Consider the following 25,560-nt stretch of genomic DNA (forward strand, 5'->3'; position numbering starts at 1 on the left):
GGCGGCCCGCGCCCGTGGGCGCGGATTGCATGGTAGGCGGGGTCGGATCAGTACACGCGCGGCTTCGGCGGCACCACGGACACGTCGTCGGTCAACGTGTACATGTGCACCGGGCGGTAATCGAAGCTGCACTTGCCCTTCTCGTCCACGCTGACCAGGGTGTGCTTCTGCCAATTGACGTCGTCGCGATCGGGATAGTCCTCGTGCGCATGCGCGCCGCGGCTTTCCTTGCGCTGTTCGGCCGAATTGATCGTCGCCACCGCGTTCAGCAGCAGGTTGTTCAGTTCGTACGTCTCGATCAGGTCCGAGTTCCAGACCAGCGAACGGTCGGAAACCTTCACGTCCTGGAACGAATCGAACACCTTGGCCATCTTCTCGCAGCCTTCCTTCAGGCTTTCGCTGGTGCGGAACACCGCGGCGTCGGCCTGCATGGTGCGCTGCATGCGGTCACGGATGACCGAGGTCGGCGTATCACCATTGGCGTGGCGCAGCTTGTCCAGCAGGCCCAGCGCCTTGTCGCAGGCATCGGCCGGCAGCGGCTTGTGCGCAGCGCCCGGCTTGATGGTCTCGGCGCAGCGGTTGGCCACGGCGCGACCGAACACCACCAGGTCCAGCAGCGAGTTCGAGCCCAGGCGGTTGGCACCGTGCACCGACACGCAGGCGGCTTCGCCGATCGCGTACAGGCCCGGCACCACCGAATCGGGGTTGTCGCCGACCTTGCGCACCACTTCACCGTGGAAGTTGGTCGGAATGCCGCCCATGTTGTAGTGCACGGTCGGGATGACCGGGATCGGCTGCTTGTGCACGTCCACGCCGGCGAAGATGCGGGCGCTTTCGGCGATACCCGGCAGCTTCTCGTCGATCACGCCCGGGCCCAGGTGGGTCAGGTCGAGCAGGATGTGATCCTTGTGCTCGCCGACGCCGCGGCCTTCGCGGATTTCGATGGTCATCGAACGGCTGACCACGTCGCGCGAGGCCAGATCCTTGTAGTGCGGTGCGTAGCGTTCCATGAAGCGCTCGCCCGAGCTGTTGCGCAGGATGCCGCCTTCACCGCGGACACCCTCGGTGATCAGGCAGCCGGCGCCGTAGATGCCGGTCGGGTGGAACTGCACGAACTCCATGTCCTGCATGGCGATGCCGGCACGCATGGCCAGGCCGCCACCGTCGCCGGTGCAGGTGTGCGCCGAGGTGGCGCTGAAGTACGCACGGCCGTAGCCGCCGGTGGCCAGCACCACGCCCTGGGCGCGGAACAGGTGCAGCGTGCCGTCGGACATGTCCAGGGCCAGCACGCCACGGCACACGCCTTCGTCATCGAAGATCAGGTCGAGTGCGAAGTACTCGATCATGAAGCGTGCATCGTGCTTCAGCGACTGCTGGTACAGGGTGTGCAGCATGGCGTGGCCGGTACGGTCGGCCGCCGCGCAGGTACGCTGCGCCGCCGGGCCTTCACCGTACTTGGTGGTCATGCCACCGAAAGGACGCTGGTAGATCTTGCCTTCGGCGGTACGGCTGAACGGCACGCCGTAGTGTTCCAGCTCGATGATGGCCGGAATGGCCTCGCGGCACATGTATTCGATGGCGTCCTGGTCGCCCAGCCAGTCCGACCCCTTGATGGTGTCGAAGAAGTGGTAGCGCCAATCGTCTTCGCCCATGTTGGCCAGCGCGGCGGAAATACCACCCTGCGCGGCGACGGTGTGCGAACGGGTCGGGAACACCTTGGTCAGACACACGGTCTGCAGGCCCTTGGCGGCCAGGCCGAACGTGGCGCGCAGGCCGGCGCCGCCGGCGCCCACCACGACCATGTCGTACTTGTGTTCAGTAATCTTGTAAGCGGACATCTAATCTGGATTCCTGTCTTGTGCCTGGGCTCAGGCGACGCCGAGGGCGATGCGGCCCACCGCAAACACGCTGACGATCATGCCGAGCACGGCCACGAACTTCACGAAGGTCTGCAGCACCAGGGCCAGCAGCGATTCGTGGATGTAATCTTCCAGCACCACCTGCAGGCCCAGCTGGGCGTGCCAGAACATGGCGATGAGCAGGCCGATCAGCGGCACCGCGTTCCACGGCTTGGCGATGGCGGCAGTGGCGGTCACGTAATCAGCACCGGCCAGGCGCACCACGAACACCAGGAACCACACGCCCAGCACCACCAGGGCGGCGGCGGTCAGGCGCTGGTGCACGAAGTGTTCGGTACCGGTCTTGGCCGAACCCAGGCCGCGCACGGTCTTCAGCGGGGTACGGAACTTGTTCGGCTTGTTCATGCGGCACCTCCCAGCAGCACGTAGACCCACACCAGCGCGGTGATCACCAGGCTGCCGAAGACCGAGATCCAGCTGCTGCGCACGAAGGCAGGAATGCTGAAACCAATGGCGAAGTCCTGCACGATGTGGCGGATGCCATTGCACAGGTGGTAGGCGAACGACCATGTCCACGCGAACAGGAACACGCGGCCATACCAGGCCCCGGCATGGCCGGTGTAGCAGTTCCAGGATTCGGGCCCCATCATCAGGGCCAGAAGGCCCGCAGCGATGATGAGGGCACCAACAGACAGAAAGACGCCAGTGGCTCGATGCAGGATCGAGGTGGCCATCTGAATCTGCCAGCGATACACCTGAAGGTGCGGGGAAAGTGGGCGTTGTCTGGTCGCCATTCGCTGGGCTCGTTGTCTCGGCTGGGCGGCACGCGGCCGCGTTGGCTCAATGCTGATCAGAAATCGATGCAGCGTCCGTTTTTCTCCCAATCGCCGTACCGCACCGGATCAAGTCCGCCGCGGCCGCCGAATTCCTCTTCAACCTTTTCCGGTTCCACAGGCACAGGTGCCGCGGGGACCAGCGGGGCTTCAGTTTCGGCGTCGGGAGTGGGGGTTGTTTGGCCTATCATGTTCGGTCTCGCAACGCACAAATTTTAGACCTCGTTCACGTGCCTGACAACCTGCCCCCTGCTTTCGTCGCATATCCGCACCTTCCGGGCCACCAGCTGGTGAGCCTGCAGGGTGCCGATGCGGCCGCGTTCGCCCACGCCCAGTTCAGCAGCGACGTGACCGCCCTGCCCCTGCTGCACTGGCAATGGAGCGCCTGGCTGAGCGCCAAAGGTCGCACCCTGGCGGTGTTCCAGCTGCTGCGGCTGGCCGAAGACTACGTAATGCTGGTGCTGGCTGACGGCGACGCGGATGCGATTGCGTCGCAACTGCAACGCTTTGTGTTCCGGCGCAAGGTGAAGGTGCAGGTGCGCACGGATCTGGCGGTGACCGGCGCCTTCACTGCGCCCGAGGCCGCCAGCGGCGCAGCGATTGCCCTGGCCGAAGGCGCGGACTGGGAACTGGACCTGGGCAGTGATGCACTGCCGCGCACCCTGCGTATCGGCGCGCCCGACGCAGCGGCCACGGAAGCCGACGCCGCCACGGACACCTTCGCCCTGGCCTGGCGCCAGGCCGATCTGCGCTTCGGCCTGCCGCGCCTGGATGCCAGCCAGCGCGAGGTGTGGACGCCGCAGCAACTGGGGCTGGACCGGCTGAACGGGTACAGCGTGAAGAAGGGCTGCTATCCGGGCCAGGAAATCGTGGCCCGCACCCATTTCCTGGGCAAGGCCAAGCGTGCGGTGCAGCTGCTGCACACCGCCGCAGCGGCGCAGGCCGGTGACACGGTGCAGCAGGACGGCGCGGCGCTGGGCACCCTGGCCAGCGTGGCCGCAGACCTGGCACTGGCGGTGCTGCCGCTGGAAACCAGCGATGGTGAACTGCAGGTCGGCGGCGTGGCCGCGCAGCGCGTGCCGCTACTGGACGGCCTGGCGCGCTGAACCCAGTCGCGGGTGCGGACCTGGACTGGTGGGTGCGGACCTGGACTGGTGGGTGCGGACCTTGGTCCGCACTGCTTCTGCTGGCATCCCATCCACGCATGGCGTGGATCTACGGGGCCCTCGCCTCATCCACGCATGGCGTGGATCTACGGCGGCCCTGCCCTGGTAGGTGCGGACCTTGGTCCGCACGCCGACCAAGCATCCTTACAGGCGTGCGCCGGTTTCTGCGCTGAAGAAGTGCAGCCCCTGCGGGTGGATTGCCACGCGGATCTCCTCGCCCACCGCCGGCAGCGCCTGCGGCGCCACGCGCATGGTCAGCGCATGCTGGCCACTGCTCAGGTTCACGAAGATCTCGTTGCCAACCGGCTCGATGCCCTCGATGCGCGCGCTGAAGGCATGCGCATCATCGGCGGCCGCCGGCTGCAGATGCTCCGGACGCACGCCCACGGCGATCGACTTCTGCAGCCACGCCGGATCGATGGTGGCCTGGCCCAGCGGCGCGCGCCACGCACCGTCCACCACGCTTACGCCACCGGCGTCGCCCTGCAGCGTGCCGCGCAGCACGTTCATTGCCGGGCTGCCCAGGAAGCCGGCCACGAACAGGTTGGCCGGACGGTCGTACAGCGCCATCGGCGTGTCGATCTGCTGGATGATGCCGTCCTTGAGCACCACGATGCGCTGGCCCAGGGTCATCGCTTCCACCTGGTCGTGGGTCACGTAGATCATGGTGGTGCCCAGCTTGCGATGCAGCTGCGCGATTTCGGTACGCACGCTGTGGCGCAGCTTGGCATCCAGGTTGGACAGCGGTTCGTCCAGCAGGAACACCGCCGGCTCGCGCACCAGGGCGCGCCCCAGGGCCACGCGCTGGCGCTGGCCACCGGACATCGCCTTGGGCAGCTTGTCCATCATCTCGGTCAGGCCCAGCGTCTGCGCCGCCTCGGCGATGCGCTTGTCGATGGTCGCCTTGTCATGGCCGCGCAGCTTCAGGCCGAAGGCCAGATTCTCGGCCACGGTCATGTGCGGGTACAGCGCGTAGCTCTGGAACACCATCGCGATGTCGCGATCCTTCGGCGCCACGTCATTGACCACCCGGTCACCAATGGTGAGCGTGCCGCCGCTGATTTCCTCCAGGCCCGCCACCATCCGCAGCAGCGTCGACTTGCCGCAGCCCGACGGCCCCACCAGCACCATCAGCTCGCCGTCGGCCACCTCGAAGGTGGCGTCCTTCACTGCAACCTGGCCGTTGTCGTAGACCTTGCGCACACCCTGCAACTGCACTTTTGCCATATCACTCTATCCAGTCCGCCCGGTGCCGGGCTGTCATTGGGGACTGCCTTCGGCCCTCCCGATGGCAGTGATGATTGCGCGGTCGCCGCATGACGGCGAGCACTGCAATCGAATACAGTTGCCCATTCTGCCATGTAAACGTTTTCACGTGGCACTATCCGATGGTCGGCGCGCACCGACCTGCAACAGCGGCCAATCGAAAGCGGGCCGTTGCGGTGGTTTCGAATGGAACGGTTGTCCGGACGCCCGGAAAACCGCCCCCAGCGAACCTCGGACAGACAGTAGCGCGGATGTCCCCTGAACCCAGCCATGAAGCGATTGACAACGATGTCACCCGGATCTGAAACTCGAGCGATGCACGACACCCTCTTCCTGTTTGGTGCCACAGGTGATCTGGCCCAGCGCTACCTGTTCCCTTCGCTGCTGCGCCTGCTCGGCGACGGCCTGCTGCCGGAGGATTTCCGCATCCGTGCGCTGGCCCTGTCCGGCCACGACACCGAAGCCTTCCATGACATCCTGCGCCCGCGCCTGCAGCAGGCCATGCCCATGGCCAGCCAGGACGACATCGCCGGCCTGCTGCGCCGCATCGACTACCGCTCAGTGGACCTGCGCGACGTGGACTCGGTGGCCGCCGCCGTGTCCGACCTGGTGCACCGCCGCTGCGTGAGCTACCTGGCCATTCCGCCGGGCCTGTACATCTCCACCTGCGAAGGCCTGGCCAAGGGCGGCGCACTGGCATCGCCGGCACGCCTGATGCTGGAAAAGCCGATCGGCAGCGACAGCGAAAGCGCCGAAGAGATCATCAGCACCATCGGCCAGTGGATCGACGAAGACCGCGTGTTCCGCCTGGACCACTACCTGGGCAAGGCCGCGGTGCAGAACCTGATCGCCCTGCGCTTCGGCAACACGCTGCTGGAAGCCGTGTGGAACCGCAACTACATCGAATCGGTGCACATCCTGGTGGCCGAAAGCGAAGGCGTGGACGGCCGCGACGCCTACTACGCCCGCTCCGGCGCGCTGCGTGACATGGTGCAGAGCCACATCCTGCAGCTGCTGTGCATGGTGGCGATGGAACCGCCGGCTTCGCTGGAAGCCGACCGCATCCGCGACGAAAAGGTGAAGGTGCTGCGCGCCCTGCGCCCGCTGGATGCCAAGCACGCCGCGCGTGACAGCATCCGCGGCCGCTACACCGCCGGCAGCATCAACGGCCAACCGGCCCAGGCCTACCAGCCGCCGGAAGGCAGCGACGTGGAAACCTTCGCCGGTGTCACCGCGCACATCGACAACTGGCGCTGGAGCGGCGTGCCCTTCCACCTGGTTACCGGCAAGCGCCTGCCCGAGCGCACCACCCGCGTGGTGGTCACCCTGAAGCCAGTCACCCATTGGCTGTTCGAGCGCCCGCAGCGTGCGCAGGCCGCGCCGAACCGCCTGGTGTTCCAGCTGCAGCCGCAGGAAAACATCGAACTGGGCCTGATGAGCAGCCTGGCCGGCCCGGAATGGGGCGCGCTGGAACTGCACCCGCTGGAACTGGAACTGTCGGTGCCGACCGGCCTGCACCGTCGCATCGCCTACGAACGCCTGTTCCTGGATGCCTTCAATGGCAACCACACCCTGTTCGTGCGCGATGACGAAGTACGCGCCGCCTGGGCCTGGATCGACAGCGTGGCCGACGCCTGGAAGGACGCCAAGCTGCCGCTGGAACCCTACCCGGCCGGCCAATGGGGCCCGAGCAGCGCAACCGAGTTCCTGCCGCAGGGCGTGGATGCTCCCGACAGCGGAGCGTCGGCATGAGTGCCCCCAGCCAGCCGGTGCTGGTGGCCGATATCGGCGGCACCAACGCCCGCTTCGCCCTGGCCGACACCTCGCAGGACGCGCCGCTGCTGAAGGACAGCATCCGCGAATACGCGGTGGCCGAGTTCCCGTCGCTGGGCGATGCCGCGCGTCATTACCTGGAACAGGCCGGCGCCAGCGCCCGCCGCGGCGTGTTCGCCGTGGCCGGCCGCGTGGACGGCGACGAAGCCCGCATCACCAACCACCCGTGGGTGATCTCGCGCAGCCGCACCGCGGCCATGCTCGGCTTCGACGAACTGCACCTGATCAACGATTTCGCCGCGCAGGCCATGGCCGTAGCGCTGCTGCAGCCGCATGACGTGGTGCAGATCGGCGGCGCGCAATGGACCCCGGCCGCACCGGGCCAGCCGCGCAACTACGGTGTCATCGGCCCGGGCACCGGGCTGGGCGTGGGCGGCCTGCTGGTGCGCCACGGCCGCAGCTACCCGCTGGAAACCGAAGGCGGCCATGTCAGCTTCCCGCCGGGCACGCCCGAGGAGATCCGCATCCTGGAGATCCTGTCCGAACAGTTCGGCCGCGTTTCCAACGAACGCCTGATCTGCGGCCCGGGCCTGGTCAACATCCACCGCGCCGTGTGCGAAATGGCCGGCTTCGATCCGGGCCAGCTGCAACCGGCCGATGTCACCGCGCGCGCCGCCCTGGGCGACCCGCAGGCGATGCGCACCGTGGATGTGTTCTGCGCGGTGTTCGGCGCCATTGCCGGCGATCTGGTGCTGGTGCAGGGCGCCTGGGACGGCGTGTTCCTGACCGGCGGCCTGGTGCCGAAGATGCTCGATTCGCTGCAGCATTCCGGCTTCCGCCAGCGCTTCGAACACAAGGGCCGGTTCTCTTCCATCATGGGCCGGGTGCCGTCGCTGGCGATCATGCACCCCTGCCCCGGCCTGCTGGGCGCTGCCGCCTACGCAGCCGACGCCGAACGCGATGCCCCTGGAGTTGCTGCATGAGCCCGATCTTCCACGACGACCGCATTGATTTCGTCCAGCACGCCGATGCCGACGCCTGGATCGAAACGGTGGCCGCCGAGATGGCCCAGGCCATCAACCATGACATCAACGACGTGGGCCGTGCCCGCATCCTGCTGTCCGGTGGCACCACTCCGGCGCCGGTGTACCAGGCGCTGGCCGAACTGGACGTGCATTGGGACCGGGTGGAAGTGAGCCTGGCCGATGAGCGCTGGCTGTCGCCGCAGGATCGCGACAGCAATGCCTGGCTGGTGCGCGAGCACCTGCTCAAGCGTGCCGAAGGCGCGCACTTCGACCCGCTGGTGCGGGTGGGCAAGCCGCTGCCCGAATGCGTGTACACCGCCAACCTGCAGGCCCAGCACAGCCAGGCGCCGACCGTGGTGGCCCTGGGCATGGGCAACGACGGCCATACCGCGTCGCTGTTCCCGGGTTCGAAGGACCTGACCCGCGCACTGGAAAGCACCCTGCCCTACGCGGCGCTGGATGCCACCGGCTGCCCGGGCTCGAACCAGTGGCCGCTGCGCATCACCCTGACCCCGCGCGGGCTGGGCCAGTGCCGCCAGCGCCTGCTGCTGCTGCGCGGCAAGCAGAAGCTGCAGGTGCTGCGCCAGGCCCTGGACAGCAACGACCCGCAGCTGTACCCGATCCTTTCTGCGATCAACCTGGACGGCGCGCGCCTGCGCGTCCACTGGGCTGATTGATGTCGGCGGCGGCACCACGGTGCCGCCTGTCACTCGCCACCTTGAATGCCGGTAGCCAATGAGCCTCCATCCGCAACTGCAAGCCATCACCGAGCGTGTCATCCGCCGCAGCGCCGCGTCCCGCGCCGCCTACCTGGCCGCGATCGACGCCTCGCTGCGTGACGGCCCGTTCCGCAGCCGCCTGAGCTGCGGCAACCTCGCCCACGGCTTCGCCGCCTGTGGCGGCACGGACAAGAGCCGCCTACGCGGCGGCGTCACCGCCAACCTGGGCATCATCACCGCGTACAACGACATGTTGTCGGCGCACCAGCCGTTCGAGACCTACCCCGAGCAGATCCGCCAGATCGCCCGCGAACTGGGCGCGACCGCGCAGGTGGCCGGTGCCGTGCCGGCCATGTGTGACGGCGTCACCCAGGGCCGCGGCGGCATGGAACTGTCGCTGTTCTCGCGCGATGTGATCGCCCAGGCGACCGCGATCGGCCTGAGCCACGACATGTTCGACACCACCGTCTACCTTGGTGTGTGCGACAAGATCGTGCCGGGCCTGCTGATCGGCGCGCTGGCCTTCGGCCACCTGCCGGCGGTGTTCGTGCCGGCCGGCCCGATGACCCCGGGCATTCCGAACAAGCAGAAGGCCGAAGTGCGCGAGCGCTACGCCGCCGGCGAAGCCACCCGCGAGGAGCTGCTGGAAGCCGAATCGGCGTCGTACCACGGCGCCGGCACCTGCACGTTCTACGGCACCGCCAATTCCAACCAGGTGCTGCTTGAGGCGATGGGCGTGCAGCTGCCCGGCGCGTCGTTCGTGAACCCCGGCACGCCGCTGCGCGATGCGCTGACCCGCGAAGCCACAGAGCGCGCACTGGACATCACCGCGCTGGGCGACGATTTCCGTCCGCTGGGCCGCATCATCGACGAGCGCGCCATCATCAACGCGGTCATCGCGCTGATGGCCACCGGCGGTTCGACCAACCACACCATCCACTGGATCGCCGTGGCCCGCGCGGCCGGCATCGTGCTGACCTGGGACGATTTCGACGAGCTGTCGCAGCTGATTCCGCTGCTGGCACGCGTCTATCCGAACGGCGAAGCCGACGTGAACCGCTTCGCCGCGGCCGGTGGCCCGGCCTTCGTGTTCGGTGAACTGATCAAGGCCGGGTTGATGCACGGCGATCTGGTCAGCGTGGCGCGCGGCGGCATGGCCGACTACGCGCGCGAGCCACAGCTGCGCGATGGCCAGCTGGTCTACCTGCCGGGGCTGGAACGCAGCGCCGACGACGAGGTGGTGCGCGGCGTGGACAACCCGTTCGAGAGCCAGGGCGGCCTGCGCCTGCTGCGTGGCAACCTGGGCAAGTCGCTGATCAAGCTGTCGGCGGTGAAGCCGCAGTACCGCACCATCGAGGCTCCGGCCGTGGTGGTCGATGCGCCGCAGGTGCTGAACAAGCTGCACGCCGCGGGCATGCTGCCGCAGGATTTCGTGGCGGTGGTGCGTTACCAGGGCCCGCGTGCGAACGGCATGCCGGAACTGCATTCGCTGGCGCCGTTGCTGGGCCTGCTGCAGAACCAGGGGCGGCGCGTGGCGCTGGTTACCGACGGCCGTCTGTCGGGTGCGTCGGGCAAGATTCCGGCGGCCATCCACGTGACGCCGGAAGCGGCGCGCGGGGGTCCGCTGGGCAAGGTGCGCGAGGGCGACATGATCCGTCTGGACGGCGAGGCCGGCACGCTGGAAGTGCTGGTGGATGCGGCCGAATGGGCGGCGCGTACGCTGGCGCCGAATACCGCGCCGGCGGCCAACGACATGGGCCGCAATCTGTTTGCGATCAATCGTCGGGTGGTCGGGCCTGCGGACCAGGGCGCGATTTCGATTTCGTGTGGTCCGGCGGCGGCCGATGGTGGGCCGTGGGATTACGACGCGGAGTACGAGCTGGGGCACGATCCGGCCGCTGCGGCGGCGCCGCATGAGGCGAAGGACGCCTGAGTTTTTGAAAGAGCGCTGCGGGTTCGCGTTGGCGGTCAGTGTCCTGGTTGAGGCGGCGGATAGCCCCCACCAGGACACGCCGTGAACCCATCCATGGGGGCTCGTAGGCGCCTTGCTCGTGTGCGCAATCCTGCGCACACGGCAAGACCGGGGTTGGGCGTCCTGCCCAACCCGCCCGAGGCATGCCTCGGGCCCATGGCGCCTGCGGTCCTGGTGGGGGCTATCCGCCGCCTCCGGACAGTTGGCTGGCGCCCTCGCGCCGCGAAGTGATCACTGAAAAGCACAAACAAGAGCAAGGGCAAAAGCATGGGTATCGAGCAACATCAGGTTAAGGCGGCGGAGATGCTGCGGGCGGCGGGTATTCTGCCGGTGGTGACGATTCATACGCTGGAGCAGGCGCGGGCGGTCAGTGCGGCGCTGCTGGAGGGCGGCCTGCCGGCCATCGAGTTGACCCTGCGTACGCCGGTGGCGATGGAAGCGCTGGCCATGCTCAAGCGCGAACTGCCCGATGTGGTGGTGGGTGCGGGTACGGTGCTGACCGTGGAGCAGATGCAGCAGGCCATCGATGCCGGGGCTGATTTCCTGGTCACTCCGGGTACGCCGCCGGTGCTGGCCGATGCGCTGGCGGCGGCGCCGCTGCCGGTGGTACCGGGTGCGGCCACGCCCACCGAGCTGCTGTCCCTCTACGCGCGCGGCTTCCGCGTCTGCAAGCTGTTCCCGGCCACGGCCGTGGGTGGCCTGGCGATGATCAAGGGCCTGGCTGGGCCGGTGGCTGACCTGAAGCTGTGCCCCACCGGTGGCATCACCGAAAACACCGCCGCCGAATACCTGGAGCAGAAGAATGTGGTCTGCATCGGTGGTTCGTGGATGGTGCCGGGCAACTGGATCGCCGATGGCCAGTGGGACAAGGTGCGCGAAAGCGCCGCCCAAGCCGCGAAGATCGTCAAGCGCGTCCGCGGCCACTGAAGAACTACGGGGTCAGAGCCCTTTCCCGCCGGGAAAGGGATCCGACCCCGGGGTCCGCTGACCCCAGGCCACGAGTGCGCAACGCGCGCGACCCGCTCCCGCTCCTCCTACTTCATTCCGCGGTGGCGGCGCACGGAAAGTGTCCATGGCCGGGCGGATGGGTTGTGCAGGGGCGTGAGCCGCATGGATGCGGCGACCGAGCTTACAGGGACGTACTTGCAGCGTCCCCTGCACAACCCATCCGCCCGGCCAACCCCAGAATCCAACCGCACCACCACCGCGAGGGGCTGCGCCGTTGGCTGGAATTCTTACAGCGGCCGTGCCGGATCCACCAGCCCGTACTGGCTGGCCATGCGCGCCAGCGCGATGTTGTCGTGGATACCCATCTTCTCGAACAGGCGCGCCTTGTGCGTGTTCACCGTCTTCGCGCTCAGGCTCAGGCGCCGGGCGATGTCTTCCTGGCGCAGGCCCTGGGTCAGCAGCAGGGCCACTTCCAGTTCGCGCGGCGACAGCGTATCGAACGGCGAGGCGTTGCCTTCCACCGTGGACAGCGCCAGGTTCTGCGCGATGCTGGTGCCCAGGTAGCGGCGACCGCCGGCCACGTCGCGCACCGCGCGCAGCAGTTCCTGCGCATCGCAGCCCTTGCCGATGTAACCGGCCGCACCGGCCTCCAGCAGGCGCTTGGGCAGCGGCCCGTCTTCCAGCACCGACACAATCACCACGCGCGTGGCGCGGTGGCTGCGCACGATGCGCTCGGTTACCTCCATGCCACTGACACCGGGCAGGTGCAGATCGCACAGCACCACGTCCGGCAGCAGCTGGCGGACCTCACGCAGGGCGTCCTCGCCGGTCTCGGCTTCGCCCACGACCTCGATGTCGGGTTCCCCCGACAGGATCATTTTCATCCCGGTGCGGACCAGCGCGTGGTCATCCACCAGGTAGACTCGAATCGTCATCCACGTCCCTCTTCGAATGCGGCCATCGGGGGCCAAGCTAGGCGTGCGCCATGGCACATCGCAAGCGCGGAAACTGCGCAAAAACGGCGTTCTGCCTTGCGCATCACATTCTTCACGCGCCGATTCCGTCCCTGGCCCCGTAAAACCCCCGACATCGAAACTACACATCCATTGCGCGGCATCCCAAACGGGACAACCGCGTCAATCCCCTGTTGCGATCGCTTCGCTGGCCCTCGCTGGCGGCGAACCGTGACGCCGCCAAGGATGCCGGCGACGGAACATGACCAGATAGCACCCTACCACCCAAACGAGCGCGGCACACCATCCGGCCAGGATGTCCGAGGGATAGTGCACGCCCAGATAGACCCGGGACACGCTCACCAGCAGGCTGAACGCGGGGGCCAGCACCAGTACCGGCCAGCGCCAGCGGGTGTTCCAGGCCAGCAGCACCAGGGTCATTGCCAGGGTCATCGAGCCCATCGCGTGGCCGCTGGGGAAGCTGAATGTCGATTCCGGCGCGATCGATTCCCACAGGCTGGGGCGGTCACGCTGGAAGAACTGCTTGCTGCCCATGTTCAGCAGCGCCGAGCCGACGAAGCACACCGCCACGAAGGTCGCTTCGCGCCAGCGCCGCCGCCAGGCCAGTGCGCCCACGATCAGCACGTCGGCGGGAATCAGGAACCATTCGTAGCCCAGCCGCGACAGCAGCACGAAGAACGTGTCCAATGCCGGCGAGTGCAGGCCGTGCATCTGCCACAGCAACGGCGCATCGAAATGGAACGATTCGAACTCGTGCACCTCGTCGGCCAGCGCCACGAAGCCGGCCAGCGGCAGCAGCACGCCGGCAAACAGCAGCAGCAGGCGCCAGGCGTTGCGCGCCATCCAGTGGCGGAAGCCGGACGCCGGCTCCGGCGCGGCCAGGATGACGGGCTTATCCTGCGCTTCGGACATAGGTACGTTCGACGTACTCGTCGATCAGGGCAACGAACTCCTGGGCGATGTTGTCGCCGCGCAGGGTCACCTTCTTCTCGCCATCGACGAACACCGGTGCGGCCGGCGTCTCACCGGTACCCGGCAGCGAAATGCCGATGTTGGCGTGGCGCGACTCGCCCGGGCCGTTCACGATGCAGCCCATCACCGCCAGGGTCATGTTCTCCGCACCCGGGTGGTGGATCTTCCACAGCGGCATCTTCTCGCGCACGTGGTTCTGCACCACCTTGGCCAGTTCCTGGAAGAATTCGGAGGTGGTACGGCCACAGCCCGGGCACGCGGTCACCAGCGGGGTGAAGGCGCGCTGGCCGGTGGTCTGCAGCAGTTCCTGGGCGACGATCACTTCCTGCGTACGCGACTGCCCCGGTTCGGGGGTCAGCGAAATGCGGATGGTGTCACCGATACCTTCCTGCAGCAGCACGCTCAGCGCCGCGGCCGAGGCCACGATGCCCTTGCTGCCGATGCCGGCTTCGGTCAGGCCCAGGTGCAGGGCGAAATCCGAGCGCTGGGCCAGGTCGCGGTACACCGCGATCAGTTCCTGCACGCCGCTCACCTTGGCCGACAGCACGATGCGATCGCGCGGCAGGCCCAGTTCCACGGCCTGTTCGGCCGAATCCAGCGCCGAGCGGATCAGAGCTTCGCGCAGCACGCGGCCGGCGTCCCAGGGCTGTTCGCGATGGTTGTTCTCGTCCATCAGCTTCGCCGCCAGCGCCTGGTCCAGCGAACCCCAGTTGGCACCGATGCGCACCGGCTTGTTGTAGCGCACGGCGAATTCGATCAACTGCGCGAACTGCAGGTCTTTCTTCTTGCCGAAGCCGACGTTGCCCGGGTTGATGCGGTACTTGGCCAGCGCTTCGGCGCAGGCCGGCTCGGCGGTCAACAGCTGGTGGCCGTTGTAGTGGAAATCGCCGATCAGCGGCACGTCGATGCCCATCATCGCCAGCTTGTCGACGATGCGCGGAATGGCCGCGGCCGCTTCAACCGTGTTGACGGTCAGGCGCACCATTTCCGACCCGGCACGCCACAGCTCGGCCACCTGCTTGGCGGTGGACGCCACGTCGGAGGTGTCGGTGTTGGTCATCGACTGCACCACCACCGGCTTGCCGCCGCCTACAGTGACCCCGCCGATCTGGACGGCATGGGTCTGGCGGCGCGGCCAGGCGGTGGCATCGGAGGGGGGCGTGGGGCGGGTGACGGCGTCGTGCATGCGGCCATTCTACCGCCCGCCCCTGCATTCGGGGTGGGTCGCATTCAGCGGCCAGCGCGTCTGCGGCCGATTGTCGCAGGCAGCCCGTGCGATGAACGCATACGATGGGCAGGCATGACCGGACCCGACGCCCCGTTCCTTCGTACCCTGTGCAGCCTGCGCTGGCTGGCCGTGGCCGGCCAGGCGGCCACCATCCTGGTCGCCACCTGGGTGCTGGGCCTGCCGTTGCCGCAGCAGCCCCTGTGGGCGGGCGTGGCCGTGCTGGCCGTGTTCAACCTGTATACCCAGCTGCGCCCGGAAGCGGGCGATACCGCCCCGCTGACCGCGTTCGGGCACATCCTGGTGGACGTGATCATCCTGACCTGGATGGTCGGCTGGAGCGGCGGCATCGCCAACCCCTTCGGCTCGCTGTTCCTGATCCTGATCGCGCTGGCCGCCTTCGCCCTGCCCCGCCGCTGGGCGCTGGCGGTGGCCGGCGCCTGCCTGCTGGGCTACGCCGCCAGCGGTGTGTTCGGCCAACCCCTGCCCGCCGGCTACTTCCGCGCGCTGGACCTGAACCGCTGGGGCGTGGTGGCCAATTTCCTGCTGTCTGCGGCGGTCGTGCTGACCTTTTCCACCCGCCTGGCGACGGCCCTGCGCCAGCGCGAACTGGAACTGTCGGCGCTGCGCGAGCGCTTCGCCCGCAACGAAGGCATCGTCGCCCTGGCCACCCATGCCGCCTCGGTCGCCCACGAACTGAACACCCCGCTGGCGACCATGACCCTGCTGGCCGATGACGTAGCCGAGCGCAGCGAAGAGCCGGAAGTGCGCGAGGATATGGAAACCCTGCGCGAACTGCTGGTGCAGTGCCGTGAGCGCGTGCTGGCGCTGGCCGCGCCGGCATCCACCGACGGCCCCGGTCGCGGCCATTCCAGCGCGCAGCAGGTGCTGGAACAGTGGCGGCTGGTGCGGCCGACCATCGACCTGCACCGCAACGACGACGCGCCACTGCGGCTGCCGCTCGATCCCGGCGTGGGCCACCTGCTGATGGTGCTGCTGAACAACGCCGCCGATGCGGGCGAACAGGCCGGGCGCCCGCGCGTGGACCTGGACCTGCGCATCGAAGGCGACGACCTGATCGGCGAAGTGCGCGACTACGGACACGGCTTCAATGCCCGTGCCGCCGTGCTGCCGGGCCGATTGTTCGGCAGCAGCAAGAGTGAAGGCATGGGCGTGGGGCTGGCCCTGTCCCATGCCACCATCGAACGCCTGCAGGGCGAGATGTGGATGCGCCCGGCCCAGGGGGCCGGCAGCCGCGTCGGCTTCCGCCTGCCGCTGGCCCCACGCGAGGACACCCCATGAACGCCTCAACCCTTGGCCTGCTGGTCGACGACGACGAACTGTACCTGCGCACCCTGCAGCGCAGCCTGGCCCGCAAGGGCCTGGAAACGCAGACCGCACAGGACGCGGCCAGCGCGCTGATGCTGGCACGCCAGCAGCCGCCTGCATTCGCCCTGATCGACCTGAAGCTGGGCAACGATTCGGGCCTGGCCCTGATCCAGCCGCTGCGCGCGCTGCGTGCAGACATGCGCATCCTGCTGGTGACCGGTTACGCCAGCATCGCCACGGCGGTGGAAGCGATCAAGCTGGGCGCCGACGATTACCTGCCCAAGCCGGCCACGGTGCCGATGATCCTGCGCGCCCTTGGCGAAGAAGACGATGGCCCGGCCGATGACGGCGAAATGGAAGTGCCCGATGCGATGACGCCGATCAGCCGCCTGCAGTGGGAACACATCCAGCAGGCCATGCACGAGACCGGTGGCAATGTGTCGGCCGCGGCGCGGCTGCTGGGCATGCACCGGCGTTCGCTGCAGCGCAAGCTGGCCAAGCGGCCAAGCCCGGAGCGCGACCCGAGCCGTTGATGCGGGGTCGGCCCTGCCGAATTGTAGAGTCGAGCCATGCTCGACTGCCTTGTGCGGAGAGTCGAGCATGGCTCGACTCTACAGAGAGCGTCAGCCCTTCAGCTGCGCCAGGATCTCGCGGGTCATCGGATCGGCAATCGCCACATCCTCGCCCTGCAGCGCCGGCAACAGGCCATTGGCCAGCTGCTTGCCCAGCTCGACACCGAACTGGTCGAAGGCGTTGATGTTCCAGATCACCGACTGCACGTACACCGCGTGCTCGTACATGGCGATCAGCGCACCCAGCGCCTGCGGAGTCAGTGCATCGAGCAGGATCAGGGTGCTCGGGCGGCCACCGGGATAGTCGCGGTGCGGATCGTCGCTGGCCTGGCCGTTGGCCAGCGCTTCGGTCTGCGCCAGCAGGTTGGCCAGCAACGCCTGGTGGTTCACCGTGTAGGGATCGTCGTTGCGCACGCAGCCGATGAAATCGGCCGGAATGATGCTGGTGCCCTGGTGTAGCGCCTGGAAGAAGCTGTGCTGCACATCGGTGCCTGCCCCGCCCCACCACACCGGCACGGTGTCGGTGGTGACCGGCTGGCCGTCGCGCTGCACGCGCTTGCCCAGGCTTTCCATCACCAGCTGCTGCAGGTAGGCCGGCAGCAGCGCCAGGCGCTGGTCGTAGGTCATCACCGCGTGGGTGGCACACCCCAGCAGGTTGCGGTTCCAGATATCGGTCAGCGCATGCAGCACCGGCAGGTTGCGCTCCAGCGGCGCGTCCAGCGCATGCGCATCCATCTGCGCGGCACCGTCCAGCAGCTGCTCGAAACGCTCGAAACCAATGGCCAGCGCAATCGGGAAGCCGACCGCCGACCACAGCGAGTAACGCCCGCCCACCCAGTCCCACATCGGCAGCACGCGCTCGGCGGCGATGGCGAAGGCCTTTGCGGCACGCTCGGGGTTGGCGCTGACCGCGTACAGGCGATCGCTGCCGCCCAACCAGTCATGCAGGATCTGCCCGTTGAGCAGCGTTTCCTGGGTACCGAAGGTCTTGGAGATGAGGATGCCAGCGGTCTTCGCCGGATCCAGCGTGGCCAGCGTGCGCTGCATGGCGGCGCCGTCCACGTTCGACACGAAATGCACGCGCAGGCGCGCGCCGCTGACCGGACGCAGCGCGTCGGCCACCAGGCGCGGGCCCAGATCGGAACCGCCGATGCCGACGCTGACCACATCGGTCACGCCGCTGTCTTCCAGCGCGCGCACCAGTACGCCCATGCGCTGGCGGATGCCGCGCGCGGTGGCATAGGCCTCGGCCGCCACCGGCGCATCCACGCCATCACCGCGCAGCGCGGTATGCAGCGCCGCGCGGCCTTCGGTCAGGTTCACCTGTTCGCCGCGGAACAGGCGGGCGATGGCCGCGCCGACATCCCGCTCGGCGGCCAGCGCCAGCAGCGCCTGCAACGCAGCGGCATCGTACTTCTGCCGCGCGAAATTGACATACAACGGACCGACCCGCAGCGCCAGGTCCTGCACGCGGCCCGGTTCGGCGGCCAGCAGGCTGGGAATGCTTGCGCCCTTCAGGCGCTGGGCGTGGGAATGCAGCGAGTCGAATCCGTTGTTCGTTGTCATGCGGCCTGGGTCGGGATCGTGTCGTTGGTGTGGGAGATCTGGTTGTTGCCGTCCACGTACACCAGCTTCGGCTTGAAGCTGTCCGCTTCCTGCTCGGTCATGCTGGCGAAGGCAGCGATGATGATGATGTCACCGACCTGCACGTGGCGCGCGGCGCCGCCATTGAGCGAGACCACGCCGCTGCCGGCTTCGGCACGGATGGCATAGGTCGAGAAGCGCGCACCGTTGGTCACGTCCCAGATGTGCACCTGCTCGAACTCGCGGATGCCGGTGGCAGCCAGCAGGTTGTCATCGATGGCGATGGAACCTTCGTAGTTCAGCTCGGAATGGGTGACGGTGGCGCGGTGGATCTTGGTCTTCAGCAGGGACAGGTGCATGGCACGGCACAACGCAAAGGAAAGTGCGGATTCTAGCACCCGCGTGGCGCCGGGCAGCAGGGCGGGCAACTTGTTCAGGTAGCAGGCTGGAAGTGGGGTCAGAGCCCTTTCCCACCGGGAAAGGGATCCGCCCCCGCAGACATCAGAATTCCAGGTTGTCGATCAACCGGGTGCTGCCCAGGCGGGCGGCAATCAGCGCCACCCGGCCGCCGCCGTCGAAGGTCGGTTCGGCCAGCTCCGGGGTGCGCAGCACCGCGTAGTCGACCTGGAAGCCGGCAGCCTGCAGTGCGGCGGTGGCATCGGCCTCGATCTGCGCCCGCGTGTACCCGGCCACGTAGCCTTCGCGCATGCCCAGCAGGGTGCGGTGGATCGTGGTGGCCAGCGGTCGCTGCTGCGCATCCAGGTACTGGTTGCGCGAGCTCTTGGCCAGGCCATCGTCGTCACGCACGATCTCGGCACCGACGATCTGGATCGGGAAGGACAGCTCGGCCACCATCTGCTTGATCACCGCCAGCTGCTGGTAGTCCTTGCGGCCGAACACGGCCACGTCCGGCTGCACCTGCAGGAACAGGCGCGCCACCACCGTGCAGACGCCATCGAAGTGGCCCGGGCGGCTGGCGCCCTCCAGCACTTCGCTCACGCCGGGGGCGTGCATCTGCGTGGTCTTGTCCACGCCCAGCGGGTACATCGCCTCGACGCTGGGCAGCCACACCGCATCGCAACCGACCTGCTCCAGCCCGGCCACGTCGGCCTCGGGCGTGCGCGGGTAGCGGCTGAAATCTTCGTTCGGCCCGAACTGGGTCGGGTTGACGAAGATGCTGGCCACCACTTTGTCGGCGTACTGCCGGGCCAGGGCCACCAGCGAATGGTGCCCCCCGTGCAGGTTGCCCATGGTCGGCACCAGCGCCACGCGCAGGCCCTGCTGCTTCCACTGGGCGATCTCTTCGCGCAGTGCGCCAAGTTCGTTGAAGGTCTGGATCATTGGGCGTAGGCGTGCTGTTCGTCGGGGAAGCTGCCGTCGCGCACGGCGTCGGCGTAGGCGCGGGTGGCACCGGCCACCGAACCGCCTTCGGCCAGGAAGTCCTTGACGAACTTCGGGCGGCGGTGGCCGCTGTCCAGGCCGATGAAATCGTGCAGCACCAGCACCTGGCCATCGCAGTGCGGGCCGGCACCGATGCCGATGGTCGGTACGTCCACTGCGGCGGTCACTTCAGCCGCCACCGGCGTCGGCATGCATTCGAGCACGATCAGGGTGGCACCGGCGGCGGCCACGGCCTTGGCGTCTTCCACCAGCTGGCGCGCGGCATCGCCACGGCCCTGGATCTTGAAGCCGCCCAGGCGCAACACCGACTGCGGGGTCAGGCCCAGGTGCGAACACACCGGAATCTCGCGCTCCACCAGGTAGCGCACGATGTCGACCTTGAAGCCGGCACCTTCGATCTTGACCATCTCGGCACCGGCCTGCAGCAGCTGCAGCGAGGCGTCCAGCGCACGTTCCGGGGTGGCATCGGCGCCGAACGGCAGGTCGGCCACCAGCAGCGCCCGCTGCAGCACGCGCGACACCGCACGGGTGTGGTAGACCATGTCCGCCACGGTCACCGGCAGGGTGGAATCGTGGCCCTGCACGACCATGCCCAGCGAATCGCCGATCAGGATCAGGTCCACGCCATTGGCGTCGAAAGTGCGGGCAAAGCCTGCGTCGTAGGCGGTCAACATGACCAGCTTCTGGCCATTGCGCTTGGCTTCGGCCAGCGCGGGTACGGTCCAGGGCTTGCTGTCTGCGTGGGTGCTCATGTGCTGATAACCGGGGGAGATAACCCGGGCATTATCACCCTATCGGCGCGATCCCGCAGGCGTCGACCCGCATCACTGCGTCCTGCACGCTGCCATGGCCGGGAATGGTCAGTTCCGGCGCGATTTCGGCCAGTGGCACCAGCACGAAGGCGCGCTGGTGCAGGTACGGGTGCGGCACCTGCAGCGCAGGCGCGTCCACGGTCTGCTGGCCGTAAAGGAGCAGGTCCAGATCCAGCGCGCGCGGGCCCCAGTGCACGGCCGGGTCGCGCACCCGGCCAAAACGCTGCTCCAGCGCCAACAGGGCCTGCAGCAGGTCCATCGGCGCCAACGTGGTATCCACGGCCGCCACCGCATTGACGAACGGCGGCTGGTCTTCGTTGCCCCAGGCCGGCGTGGCGTACAGCCGCGATGCCCGCTGCAGGCGGGTGCCGGCCAGCGTGTCCAGCGCGGCAATCGCCGCGCGGACCGTGCCCGCCGCATCGCCCAGGTTCGCACCCAGGCCTATCCACGCAACGGTCATGACTTACTCGGCGGCGCCGCCCGGGCCACTGCTGCGACGGCGGCGACGGCGGCGCTTGCGCGGCGCCCCGCCCTCTTCGTCGCCGCCCTCGGCGTGCATGGCGTCGAGCGAGTGTTCCAGCTCGTTGCCCGACTGCGCCTGCGCCTCGCGCCAGAACTGCACATCGGCCTCGTGCTCGGCCGAGGCCACTTGGCGCAGCGACAGGAAATCGAAGGCCGCACGGAAGCGCGGATGGGTCAACGTGCGGAACACGCGCTTGCGCTGGCGCGAACTGAAGCGCGACTGCAGCAGCCAGATTTCCTGCATCGGCAGCGAGAACCGGCGCGGCAGGGCGATGGTGCTCAGCTGCTGTACCGTGACCCGGTCGGCGGCGCGCCGCTGTGCTTCTTCCGGGGCCACGCCCTGCTTGAGCAGGGTGGCCTGGGCACGGCAGTAGGCCGGCCACAGCAGCAGCGCGAACAGGAACGCCGGCGAGACCGGTTCGTCGTTGGCCACGCGCGCATCGGTGTTGGCCAGGCCTTCCACCAGCATGCGGCGCAACGCACCGGTGCGGTTCGACTTCAGCGCCTTGGCGCTTTCCGGGAACAGCACATCCAGCAGGCCGTAGCGCTCCAGGCCTTCGAAACTGGCCACGCCGTGCCCGGACAGGAACAGCTTCAGCACCTCTTCGAACAGGCGTGCCGGGGCCGCTTCGTTGAGCAGGCCAGCCAGCTGCGGGATCGGCGCGGCGGTGCCCTCTTCGATCTGGAAACCGAGCTTGGCGGCCAGGCGCACCGCGCGCAGCATGCGCACGGGGTCTTCGCGGTAACGCTGTTCGGGATCGCCGATCAGCTTCATCAGGCGTGCCTGCACGTCCTCGAAGCCGCCGACGTAATCGCGCACCGAGAAATCCTCGATGGCGTAGTACAGGGCGTTGCAGGTGAAATCGCGGCGCACGGCGTCGTCTTCGATGGTGCCGTAGACGTTGTCGCGCACCAGCATGCCGTTTTCCATTTCGCGGTCGCCGCTGCCGTCATCGCTGTTGGCACGGAAGGTGGCAACTTCGATGATCTCGCGGCCGAAGACCACGTGGGCAAGGCGGAAACGGCGGCCGATCAGGCGGCAGTTGCGGAACAACTGCTTGACCTGTTCGGGCGTGGCGTCGGTGGCCACGTCGAAATCCTTGGGTTGGCCATTGACCAGCAGGTCGCGCACTGCGCCGCCCACGAGGTAGGCGCCGAAACCGGCATCGCGCAGGCGATAAAGCACGCGCAGGGCGTTCGGGCTGATCTCCTTGCGGGAGATCGTGTGCTGGTCGCGCGGAATGACGCGCAGGCTGAACGGAGATGGAGCAGGGGAAATGATGTTGGCGCTTCCGGTTGAAGTTTCGGGATTGCCCATTGGCATCGAGGTACCTATACTACCGCTCCTGCCTCGGCAGCGACATACATGCTCCCTTCGTCTAGTGGTTAGGACGTGGCCCTCTCAAGGCTAAAACAGGGGTTCGAGTCCCCTAGGGAGCACCAGTCGCCGCAGCAGGAACCGAAAAAGCCCGCCAATGTGCGGGCTTTTCTGTTTTCCGGGGGTTGATGGCTTCGGGTGCTTGGTCGCTGTGGCGCCGGCTTGCTATCGGCATGAGACGGTGGGGTCACCCAGGCCAGGACACGCCGTTAACCCATCCATGGGGGCTCGTAGGCGCCATCCATGGCGCCTGCGGTCCTGGCCTGGGTGACCCCACCGTCTCCGGACAGTTGATCGCGCACCGCGGCAGCAATCGGCCCGTGGCCCGCGGCTGCCGCACACACCATGAAACTGTCAGGAGGGGGCAGGCCGCCCCTCCCCCACGTAGCCGGGAGGCGCGAACGCAGCGCCTCCGAAGCCAAAGCCCGTCAGCCTTCCATCTGCTCCAGTTCCTTGCCCTTGGTTTCGCGGACGTAGCGGACCACGAAGAAGATGGAGAGGAAGGCGGCCACGGTGTAGATGCCGTATGCGCCGGCCAGGCCGATGCCGGCCAGCAGCATCGGGAAGGTGACGGTGATGGCGAAGTTCGATGTCCACTGCGCCGCACCAGCCACGGCCAGCGCCGAGCCGCGGATCTGGTTCGGGAACATTTCGCCCAGCATCACCCACATCACCGGGCCCCAGGACATGTTGAAGAACACCACGTAGACGTTGGCCGCCACCAGCGCCAGCCGGCCCATGCCATCGGACAACTGCAGGCGCCCGTCCACCAGGCTGCCACTGGCGAACGCCACCACCATCAGCGCCAGCGATACCGCCATGCCCACTGAGCCGATCCACAGCAGCGGCTTGCGGCCGATCCGATCGATCAGCAGCACCGTCACCAGGCAGGCGCCGATGCTCAGCGCGCCGGACAGCACGTTGATCAGCAAAGCGTCGTTTTCCGAGAAGCCCACCGCCTGCCACAGCACGGCCCCGTAGTAGAACACCACGTTGATGCCCACCAGCTGCTGCAGCACCGCCAGGCCGATGCCCACCCATACGATGCCACGCAGCTTGCCGCTGGCCTTGTCCTTCAGGTCGGCAAACGTCGGCCGGTGCTGGTCCTGGGCCAGGCTGCCCTCGATCTCGCCGCGCTTCACCCGTGCTTCGGCCGGCCCGTACAGGCGGGCCAGCACCGCTTCGGCCTGTGCGTGCCGGCCCTTGGCCACCAGGAAGCGCGGGCTCTCGGGAATGGTCAGCAACAGCACCAGGAACAGCAGCGAGGGAATGGCCTGCATCCAGAACATCCAACGCCAGGCCTCCTGCCCCAGCCACAGCGGCTCGGTGGACGCACCGGCCGCGCGCGCCAGCAGGTAGTTGCTCAGGAAGGCGGCAAACAGCCCGCTGATGATCGCCATCTGCTGCACCGTGGCCAGCTTGCCGCGATAGCGCGCCGAGGCCACTTCGGCAATGTAGGCCGGCGACATCACGCTGGCTGCGCCCACCGCGAAACCGCCGACCATGCGCGCGGCCACGAACAGCCACGAGGCATGCGCCGCGCCCGCACCCAGCGCCGACAGCAGGAACAGCACCGCCGAAATGATCAGCACGCTGCGGCGGCCCAGCAGGTCACCCAGGCGCCCGGCCACGAAGGCACCGATGGCGCAGCCCAGCAGCATCGAGGCCACCTCGAAGCCCAGCGCGGCCTCGCTGGAATTGAATGCCTGGCGCAGGCCATCGACCGTACCGTTGATCACCCCGCTGTCGAAGCCGAACAGGAAGCCACCGAGGGTGGCCACGCAGCTGATCAGAACGATGAAAGCGGTGTTTTCGCCGCGGCTGCCGGCGCTTGCAGGAATCGCTGTGGACATGGGTTCATCCGCGAAGGAAAAGGGCCTGCCGCTCAGCGCAGCAGGTACTGGTTCAGCAGGTTCTCATAGGCTTCCTGCCGTCCGCTACGCTGGCGCAGCTCGCCGCTCTGTTCGGCCAGCGCGCACAGCGCATCCAGGCCCAGCTGGCCGGCCGCGAAGGCCTGGCCCGGGCCCTGGTCGAAGCTGGCGTAGCGCTCGCGCCGCCACTGTTCCAGCGGCGACTGCTGCAGCAGCGCATGGGCCACTTCCAGCCCGCGGGCGAAGGCGTCCATGCCGCCGATATGGGCCAGGAACAGATCCTGCGGGTCGGTCGATTCGCGCCGCACCTTGGCATCGAAGTTCAGCCCGCCGTGGCCCAGCCCGCCCTGCCGCAGCACCACCAGCATCGCCCCGACGGTGTCGTACAGGTCGGTCGGGAACTGGTCGGTATCCCAGCCATTCTGCGGATTACCCCGGTTCGCATCGATGCTGCCCAGCAGCCCGGCATCGGCCGCCACCTGCAGGTCGTGGGCGAAGGTGTGGCCGGACAGCGTGGCGTGGTTGGCTTCGATGTTCAGTTTGAAGTCCGCATCCAGGCCATGCTGGCGCAGGAAGCCGACCACGGTGGCGCTGTCGAAATCGTACTGGTGGTGCATCGGCTCCATCGGCTTGGGCTCGATCAGGAACGTGCCTTCGAAGCCGATGCTGCGGCCGTGGTCGCGTGCCGCTGCCAGGAACCGCGCCAGGTGGGCCTGCTCACGCTTCATGTCGGTGTTCAGCAGGCAGGCATAGCCTTCGCGGCCGCCCCAGAACACGTAGTTGCTGCCGCCCAGGGCCACCGTGGCTTCCAGCGCGGCCTTGACCTGCACGGCGGCGCGCGCCACCACGGCGAAGTCCGGATTGGTCGCCGCACCATTCATGTAGCGCGGGTGCGAGAACAGGTTGGCCGTGCCCCACAGCAGCTTCATGCCGGTCTGCTGCTGGCGCTGTCCGGCCAGGTCAACCATGTGCGCCAGGTTGGCGCGGTACTCACCGATGTCGTCGGCGTCGGGCGCCAGGTCCACGTCGTGGAAGCACCAGTACGGCACGCCCAGCTTGGTGAAGAACTCGAAGGCGGCATCGCAGCGCGCTTCGGCCCGGGCCAGCGGCGTATCGCCCTGGTCCCAGGGGTAGGCACGGGTGCCCGGCCCGAACGGGTCCTGGCCGGCGCCACAGAAACTGTGCCAGTAGGCCACGGCGAAACGCAGGTGCTCGGCCATGCTGCGCCCGCCGATCTGCCGCTGCGCGTCATAGACCTTGAAGGCCAGGGGATTGTCGGAGTCGCTGCCCTCGAAGGGGATGCGACCGATGCCGGGGAAGTACTCACGCTGACCAACATGGAACGGGGTTGCCATGGAC

At 67.8% G+C, this 25,560-nt stretch carries 24 protein-coding genes and 1 tRNA gene; 9 read left to right on the plus strand and 16 right to left on the minus strand.

Annotated features, from left to right (window positions below):
* Window positions 1-47: 47 nt before the first annotated feature.
* Genes sdhA through G4G00_RS04400 form a run of 4 tightly spaced genes read right to left on the minus strand, consistent with a single transcriptional unit; the run spans window position 48 to window position 2,883 of the window.
* Window positions 48-1,838, minus strand: a complete 1,791-nt coding sequence (gene sdhA / locus G4G00_RS04385) for a succinate dehydrogenase flavoprotein subunit (protein WP_108752787.1) — start codon at window positions 1,836-1,838, stop codon at window positions 48-50.
* Window positions 1,839-1,868: 30 nt separating this feature from the next.
* Window positions 1,869-2,264 (minus strand): succinate dehydrogenase, hydrophobic membrane anchor protein, encoded by a 396-nt coding sequence (gene sdhD / locus G4G00_RS04390; RefSeq protein WP_108752786.1) that lies wholly within the window; start codon window positions 2,262-2,264, stop codon window positions 1,869-1,871.
* Window positions 2,261-2,653: a succinate dehydrogenase, cytochrome b556 subunit gene (gene sdhC / locus G4G00_RS04395; RefSeq protein WP_108752785.1), complete on the minus strand. Its 393-nt coding sequence runs from the start codon at window positions 2,651-2,653 to the stop codon at window positions 2,261-2,263. Before sdhC ends, sdhD begins: the two co-directional genes overlap by 4 nt.
* A gap of 56 nt (window positions 2,654-2,709) precedes the next feature.
* Window positions 2,710-2,883, minus strand: coding sequence for a DUF1674 domain-containing protein (locus tag G4G00_RS04400; protein ID WP_108752784.1), 174 nt, complete (start codon window positions 2,881-2,883; stop codon window positions 2,710-2,712).
* A gap of 39 nt (window positions 2,884-2,922) precedes the next feature.
* Between G4G00_RS04400 and G4G00_RS04405 the strand changes: the two genes are divergently transcribed.
* Complete coding sequence (locus G4G00_RS04405; RefSeq protein ID WP_108752783.1) at window positions 2,923-3,798, plus strand: folate-binding protein YgfZ; 876 nt, start codon at window positions 2,923-2,925, stop codon at window positions 3,796-3,798.
* Window positions 3,799-4,002: 204 nt separating this feature from the next.
* Here G4G00_RS04405 and ugpC read toward each other — a convergent pair whose 3' ends face one another.
* Window positions 4,003-5,085 (minus strand): sn-glycerol-3-phosphate ABC transporter ATP-binding protein UgpC, encoded by a 1,083-nt coding sequence (gene ugpC, locus G4G00_RS04410; RefSeq protein ID WP_108752782.1) that lies wholly within the window; start codon window positions 5,083-5,085, stop codon window positions 4,003-4,005.
* 354 nt (window positions 5,086-5,439) lie between these two features.
* Between ugpC and zwf the strand changes: the two genes are divergently transcribed.
* The 5 genes from zwf to G4G00_RS04435 all read left to right on the plus strand — a co-directional run bounded on the left by zwf (window position 5,440) and on the right by G4G00_RS04435 (window position 11,540).
* Entirely contained in the window at window positions 5,440-6,876 is a 1,437-nt protein-coding gene (zwf, locus tag G4G00_RS04415) for a glucose-6-phosphate dehydrogenase (RefSeq protein WP_108752781.1), read from the plus strand.
* On the plus strand, window positions 6,873-7,880 hold the full coding sequence (gene glk, locus G4G00_RS04420) for a glucokinase (RefSeq protein WP_108752780.1): 1,008 nt from the start codon (window positions 6,873-6,875) through the stop codon (window positions 7,878-7,880). Before zwf ends, glk begins: the two co-directional genes overlap by 4 nt.
* Window positions 7,877-8,599, plus strand: a complete 723-nt coding sequence (gene pgl, locus G4G00_RS04425; RefSeq protein ID WP_108752779.1) for a 6-phosphogluconolactonase — start codon at window positions 7,877-7,879, stop codon at window positions 8,597-8,599. Before glk ends, pgl begins: the two co-directional genes overlap by 4 nt.
* Window positions 8,600-8,657: 58 nt before the next feature.
* Entirely contained in the window at window positions 8,658-10,574 is a 1,917-nt protein-coding gene (gene edd / locus G4G00_RS04430; protein WP_164271502.1) for a phosphogluconate dehydratase, read from the plus strand.
* 306 nt (window positions 10,575-10,880) lie between these two features.
* Window positions 10,881-11,540, plus strand: a complete 660-nt coding sequence (locus G4G00_RS04435; protein ID WP_108749277.1) for a bifunctional 4-hydroxy-2-oxoglutarate aldolase/2-dehydro-3-deoxy-phosphogluconate aldolase — start codon at window positions 10,881-10,883, stop codon at window positions 11,538-11,540.
* Window positions 11,541-11,848: 308 nt separating this feature from the next.
* Here G4G00_RS04435 and G4G00_RS04440 read toward each other — a convergent pair whose 3' ends face one another.
* From G4G00_RS04440 to ispG, 3 genes are all read right to left on the minus strand, one after another.
* Window positions 11,849-12,496, minus strand: a complete 648-nt coding sequence (locus tag G4G00_RS04440) for a response regulator (RefSeq protein ID WP_108749276.1) — start codon at window positions 12,494-12,496, stop codon at window positions 11,849-11,851.
* A 201-nt stretch (window positions 12,497-12,697) separates the two neighbouring features.
* Window positions 12,698-13,447 (minus strand): phosphatase PAP2 family protein, encoded by a 750-nt coding sequence (locus tag G4G00_RS04445; RefSeq protein ID WP_108749275.1) that lies wholly within the window; start codon window positions 13,445-13,447, stop codon window positions 12,698-12,700.
* Window positions 13,428-14,693, minus strand: a complete 1,266-nt coding sequence (ispG, locus tag G4G00_RS04450) for a flavodoxin-dependent (E)-4-hydroxy-3-methylbut-2-enyl-diphosphate synthase (RefSeq protein ID WP_108752776.1) — start codon at window positions 14,691-14,693, stop codon at window positions 13,428-13,430. Before ispG ends, G4G00_RS04445 begins: the two co-directional genes overlap by 20 nt.
* 114 nt (window positions 14,694-14,807) lie before the next feature.
* Here ispG and G4G00_RS04455 point away from each other — a divergent pair, with 114 nt between their 5' ends.
* Both G4G00_RS04455 and G4G00_RS04460 read left to right on the plus strand, forming a co-directional pair.
* Window positions 14,808-16,034: an ATP-binding protein gene (locus tag G4G00_RS04455; protein WP_108752775.1), complete on the plus strand. Its 1,227-nt coding sequence runs from the start codon at window positions 14,808-14,810 to the stop codon at window positions 16,032-16,034.
* On the plus strand, window positions 16,031-16,594 hold the full coding sequence (locus G4G00_RS04460; RefSeq protein ID WP_108755918.1) for a response regulator transcription factor: 564 nt from the start codon (window positions 16,031-16,033) through the stop codon (window positions 16,592-16,594). The genes G4G00_RS04455 and G4G00_RS04460 overlap by 4 nt, the downstream gene beginning before the upstream one ends.
* Window positions 16,595-16,684: 90 nt before the next feature.
* Here the strand turns inward: G4G00_RS04460 and pgi are convergent, their stop codons facing one another.
* The 6 genes from pgi to pcnB all read right to left on the minus strand — a co-directional run bounded on the left by pgi (window position 16,685) and on the right by pcnB (window position 22,270).
* Complete coding sequence (pgi, locus tag G4G00_RS04465; protein ID WP_164271505.1) at window positions 16,685-18,199, minus strand: glucose-6-phosphate isomerase; 1,515 nt, start codon at window positions 18,197-18,199, stop codon at window positions 16,685-16,687.
* A complete protein-coding gene (gene panD / locus G4G00_RS04470) occupies window positions 18,196-18,576 on the minus strand; it encodes an aspartate 1-decarboxylase (protein WP_004153087.1) in 381 nt (126 codons plus the stop codon). Before panD ends, pgi begins: the two co-directional genes overlap by 4 nt.
* Window positions 18,577-18,718: 142 nt before the next feature.
* A complete protein-coding gene (gene panC / locus G4G00_RS04475; RefSeq protein ID WP_164271510.1) occupies window positions 18,719-19,558 on the minus strand; it encodes a pantoate--beta-alanine ligase in 840 nt (279 codons plus the stop codon).
* Entirely contained in the window at window positions 19,555-20,370 is an 816-nt protein-coding gene (gene panB, locus G4G00_RS04480) for a 3-methyl-2-oxobutanoate hydroxymethyltransferase (protein ID WP_079221487.1), read from the minus strand. The genes panC and panB overlap by 4 nt, the downstream gene beginning before the upstream one ends.
* A 34-nt stretch (window positions 20,371-20,404) precedes the next feature.
* Window positions 20,405-20,890, minus strand: a complete 486-nt coding sequence (gene folK / locus G4G00_RS04485) for a 2-amino-4-hydroxy-6-hydroxymethyldihydropteridine diphosphokinase (RefSeq protein WP_108755915.1) — start codon at window positions 20,888-20,890, stop codon at window positions 20,405-20,407.
* 3 nt (window positions 20,891-20,893) lie between these two features.
* Window positions 20,894-22,270: a polynucleotide adenylyltransferase PcnB gene (gene pcnB / locus G4G00_RS04490; RefSeq protein ID WP_164271513.1), complete on the minus strand. Its 1,377-nt coding sequence runs from the start codon at window positions 22,268-22,270 to the stop codon at window positions 20,894-20,896.
* A 50-nt stretch (window positions 22,271-22,320) separates the two neighbouring features.
* On the opposite strand from pcnB, the gene G4G00_RS04495 reads away from it, so the two are divergent.
* A tRNA-Glu gene (locus G4G00_RS04495) sits at window positions 22,321-22,395 on the plus strand.
* A gap of 363 nt (window positions 22,396-22,758) precedes the next feature.
* Here the strand turns inward: G4G00_RS04495 and G4G00_RS04500 are convergent.
* Window positions 22,759-24,183, minus strand: a complete 1,425-nt coding sequence (locus G4G00_RS04500) for a sugar porter family MFS transporter (protein WP_108752769.1) — start codon at window positions 24,181-24,183, stop codon at window positions 22,759-22,761.
* 32 nt (window positions 24,184-24,215) lie between these two features.
* A complete protein-coding gene (gene xylA, locus G4G00_RS04505; RefSeq protein ID WP_164271516.1) occupies window positions 24,216-25,556 on the minus strand; it encodes a xylose isomerase in 1,341 nt (446 codons plus the stop codon).
* Between the last annotated feature and the right edge of the window lie 4 nt (window positions 25,557-25,560).

This window comes from Stenotrophomonas sp. B1-1 (assembly GCF_010894375.1).
Classification (GTDB): domain Bacteria; phylum Pseudomonadota; class Gammaproteobacteria; order Xanthomonadales; family Xanthomonadaceae; genus Stenotrophomonas.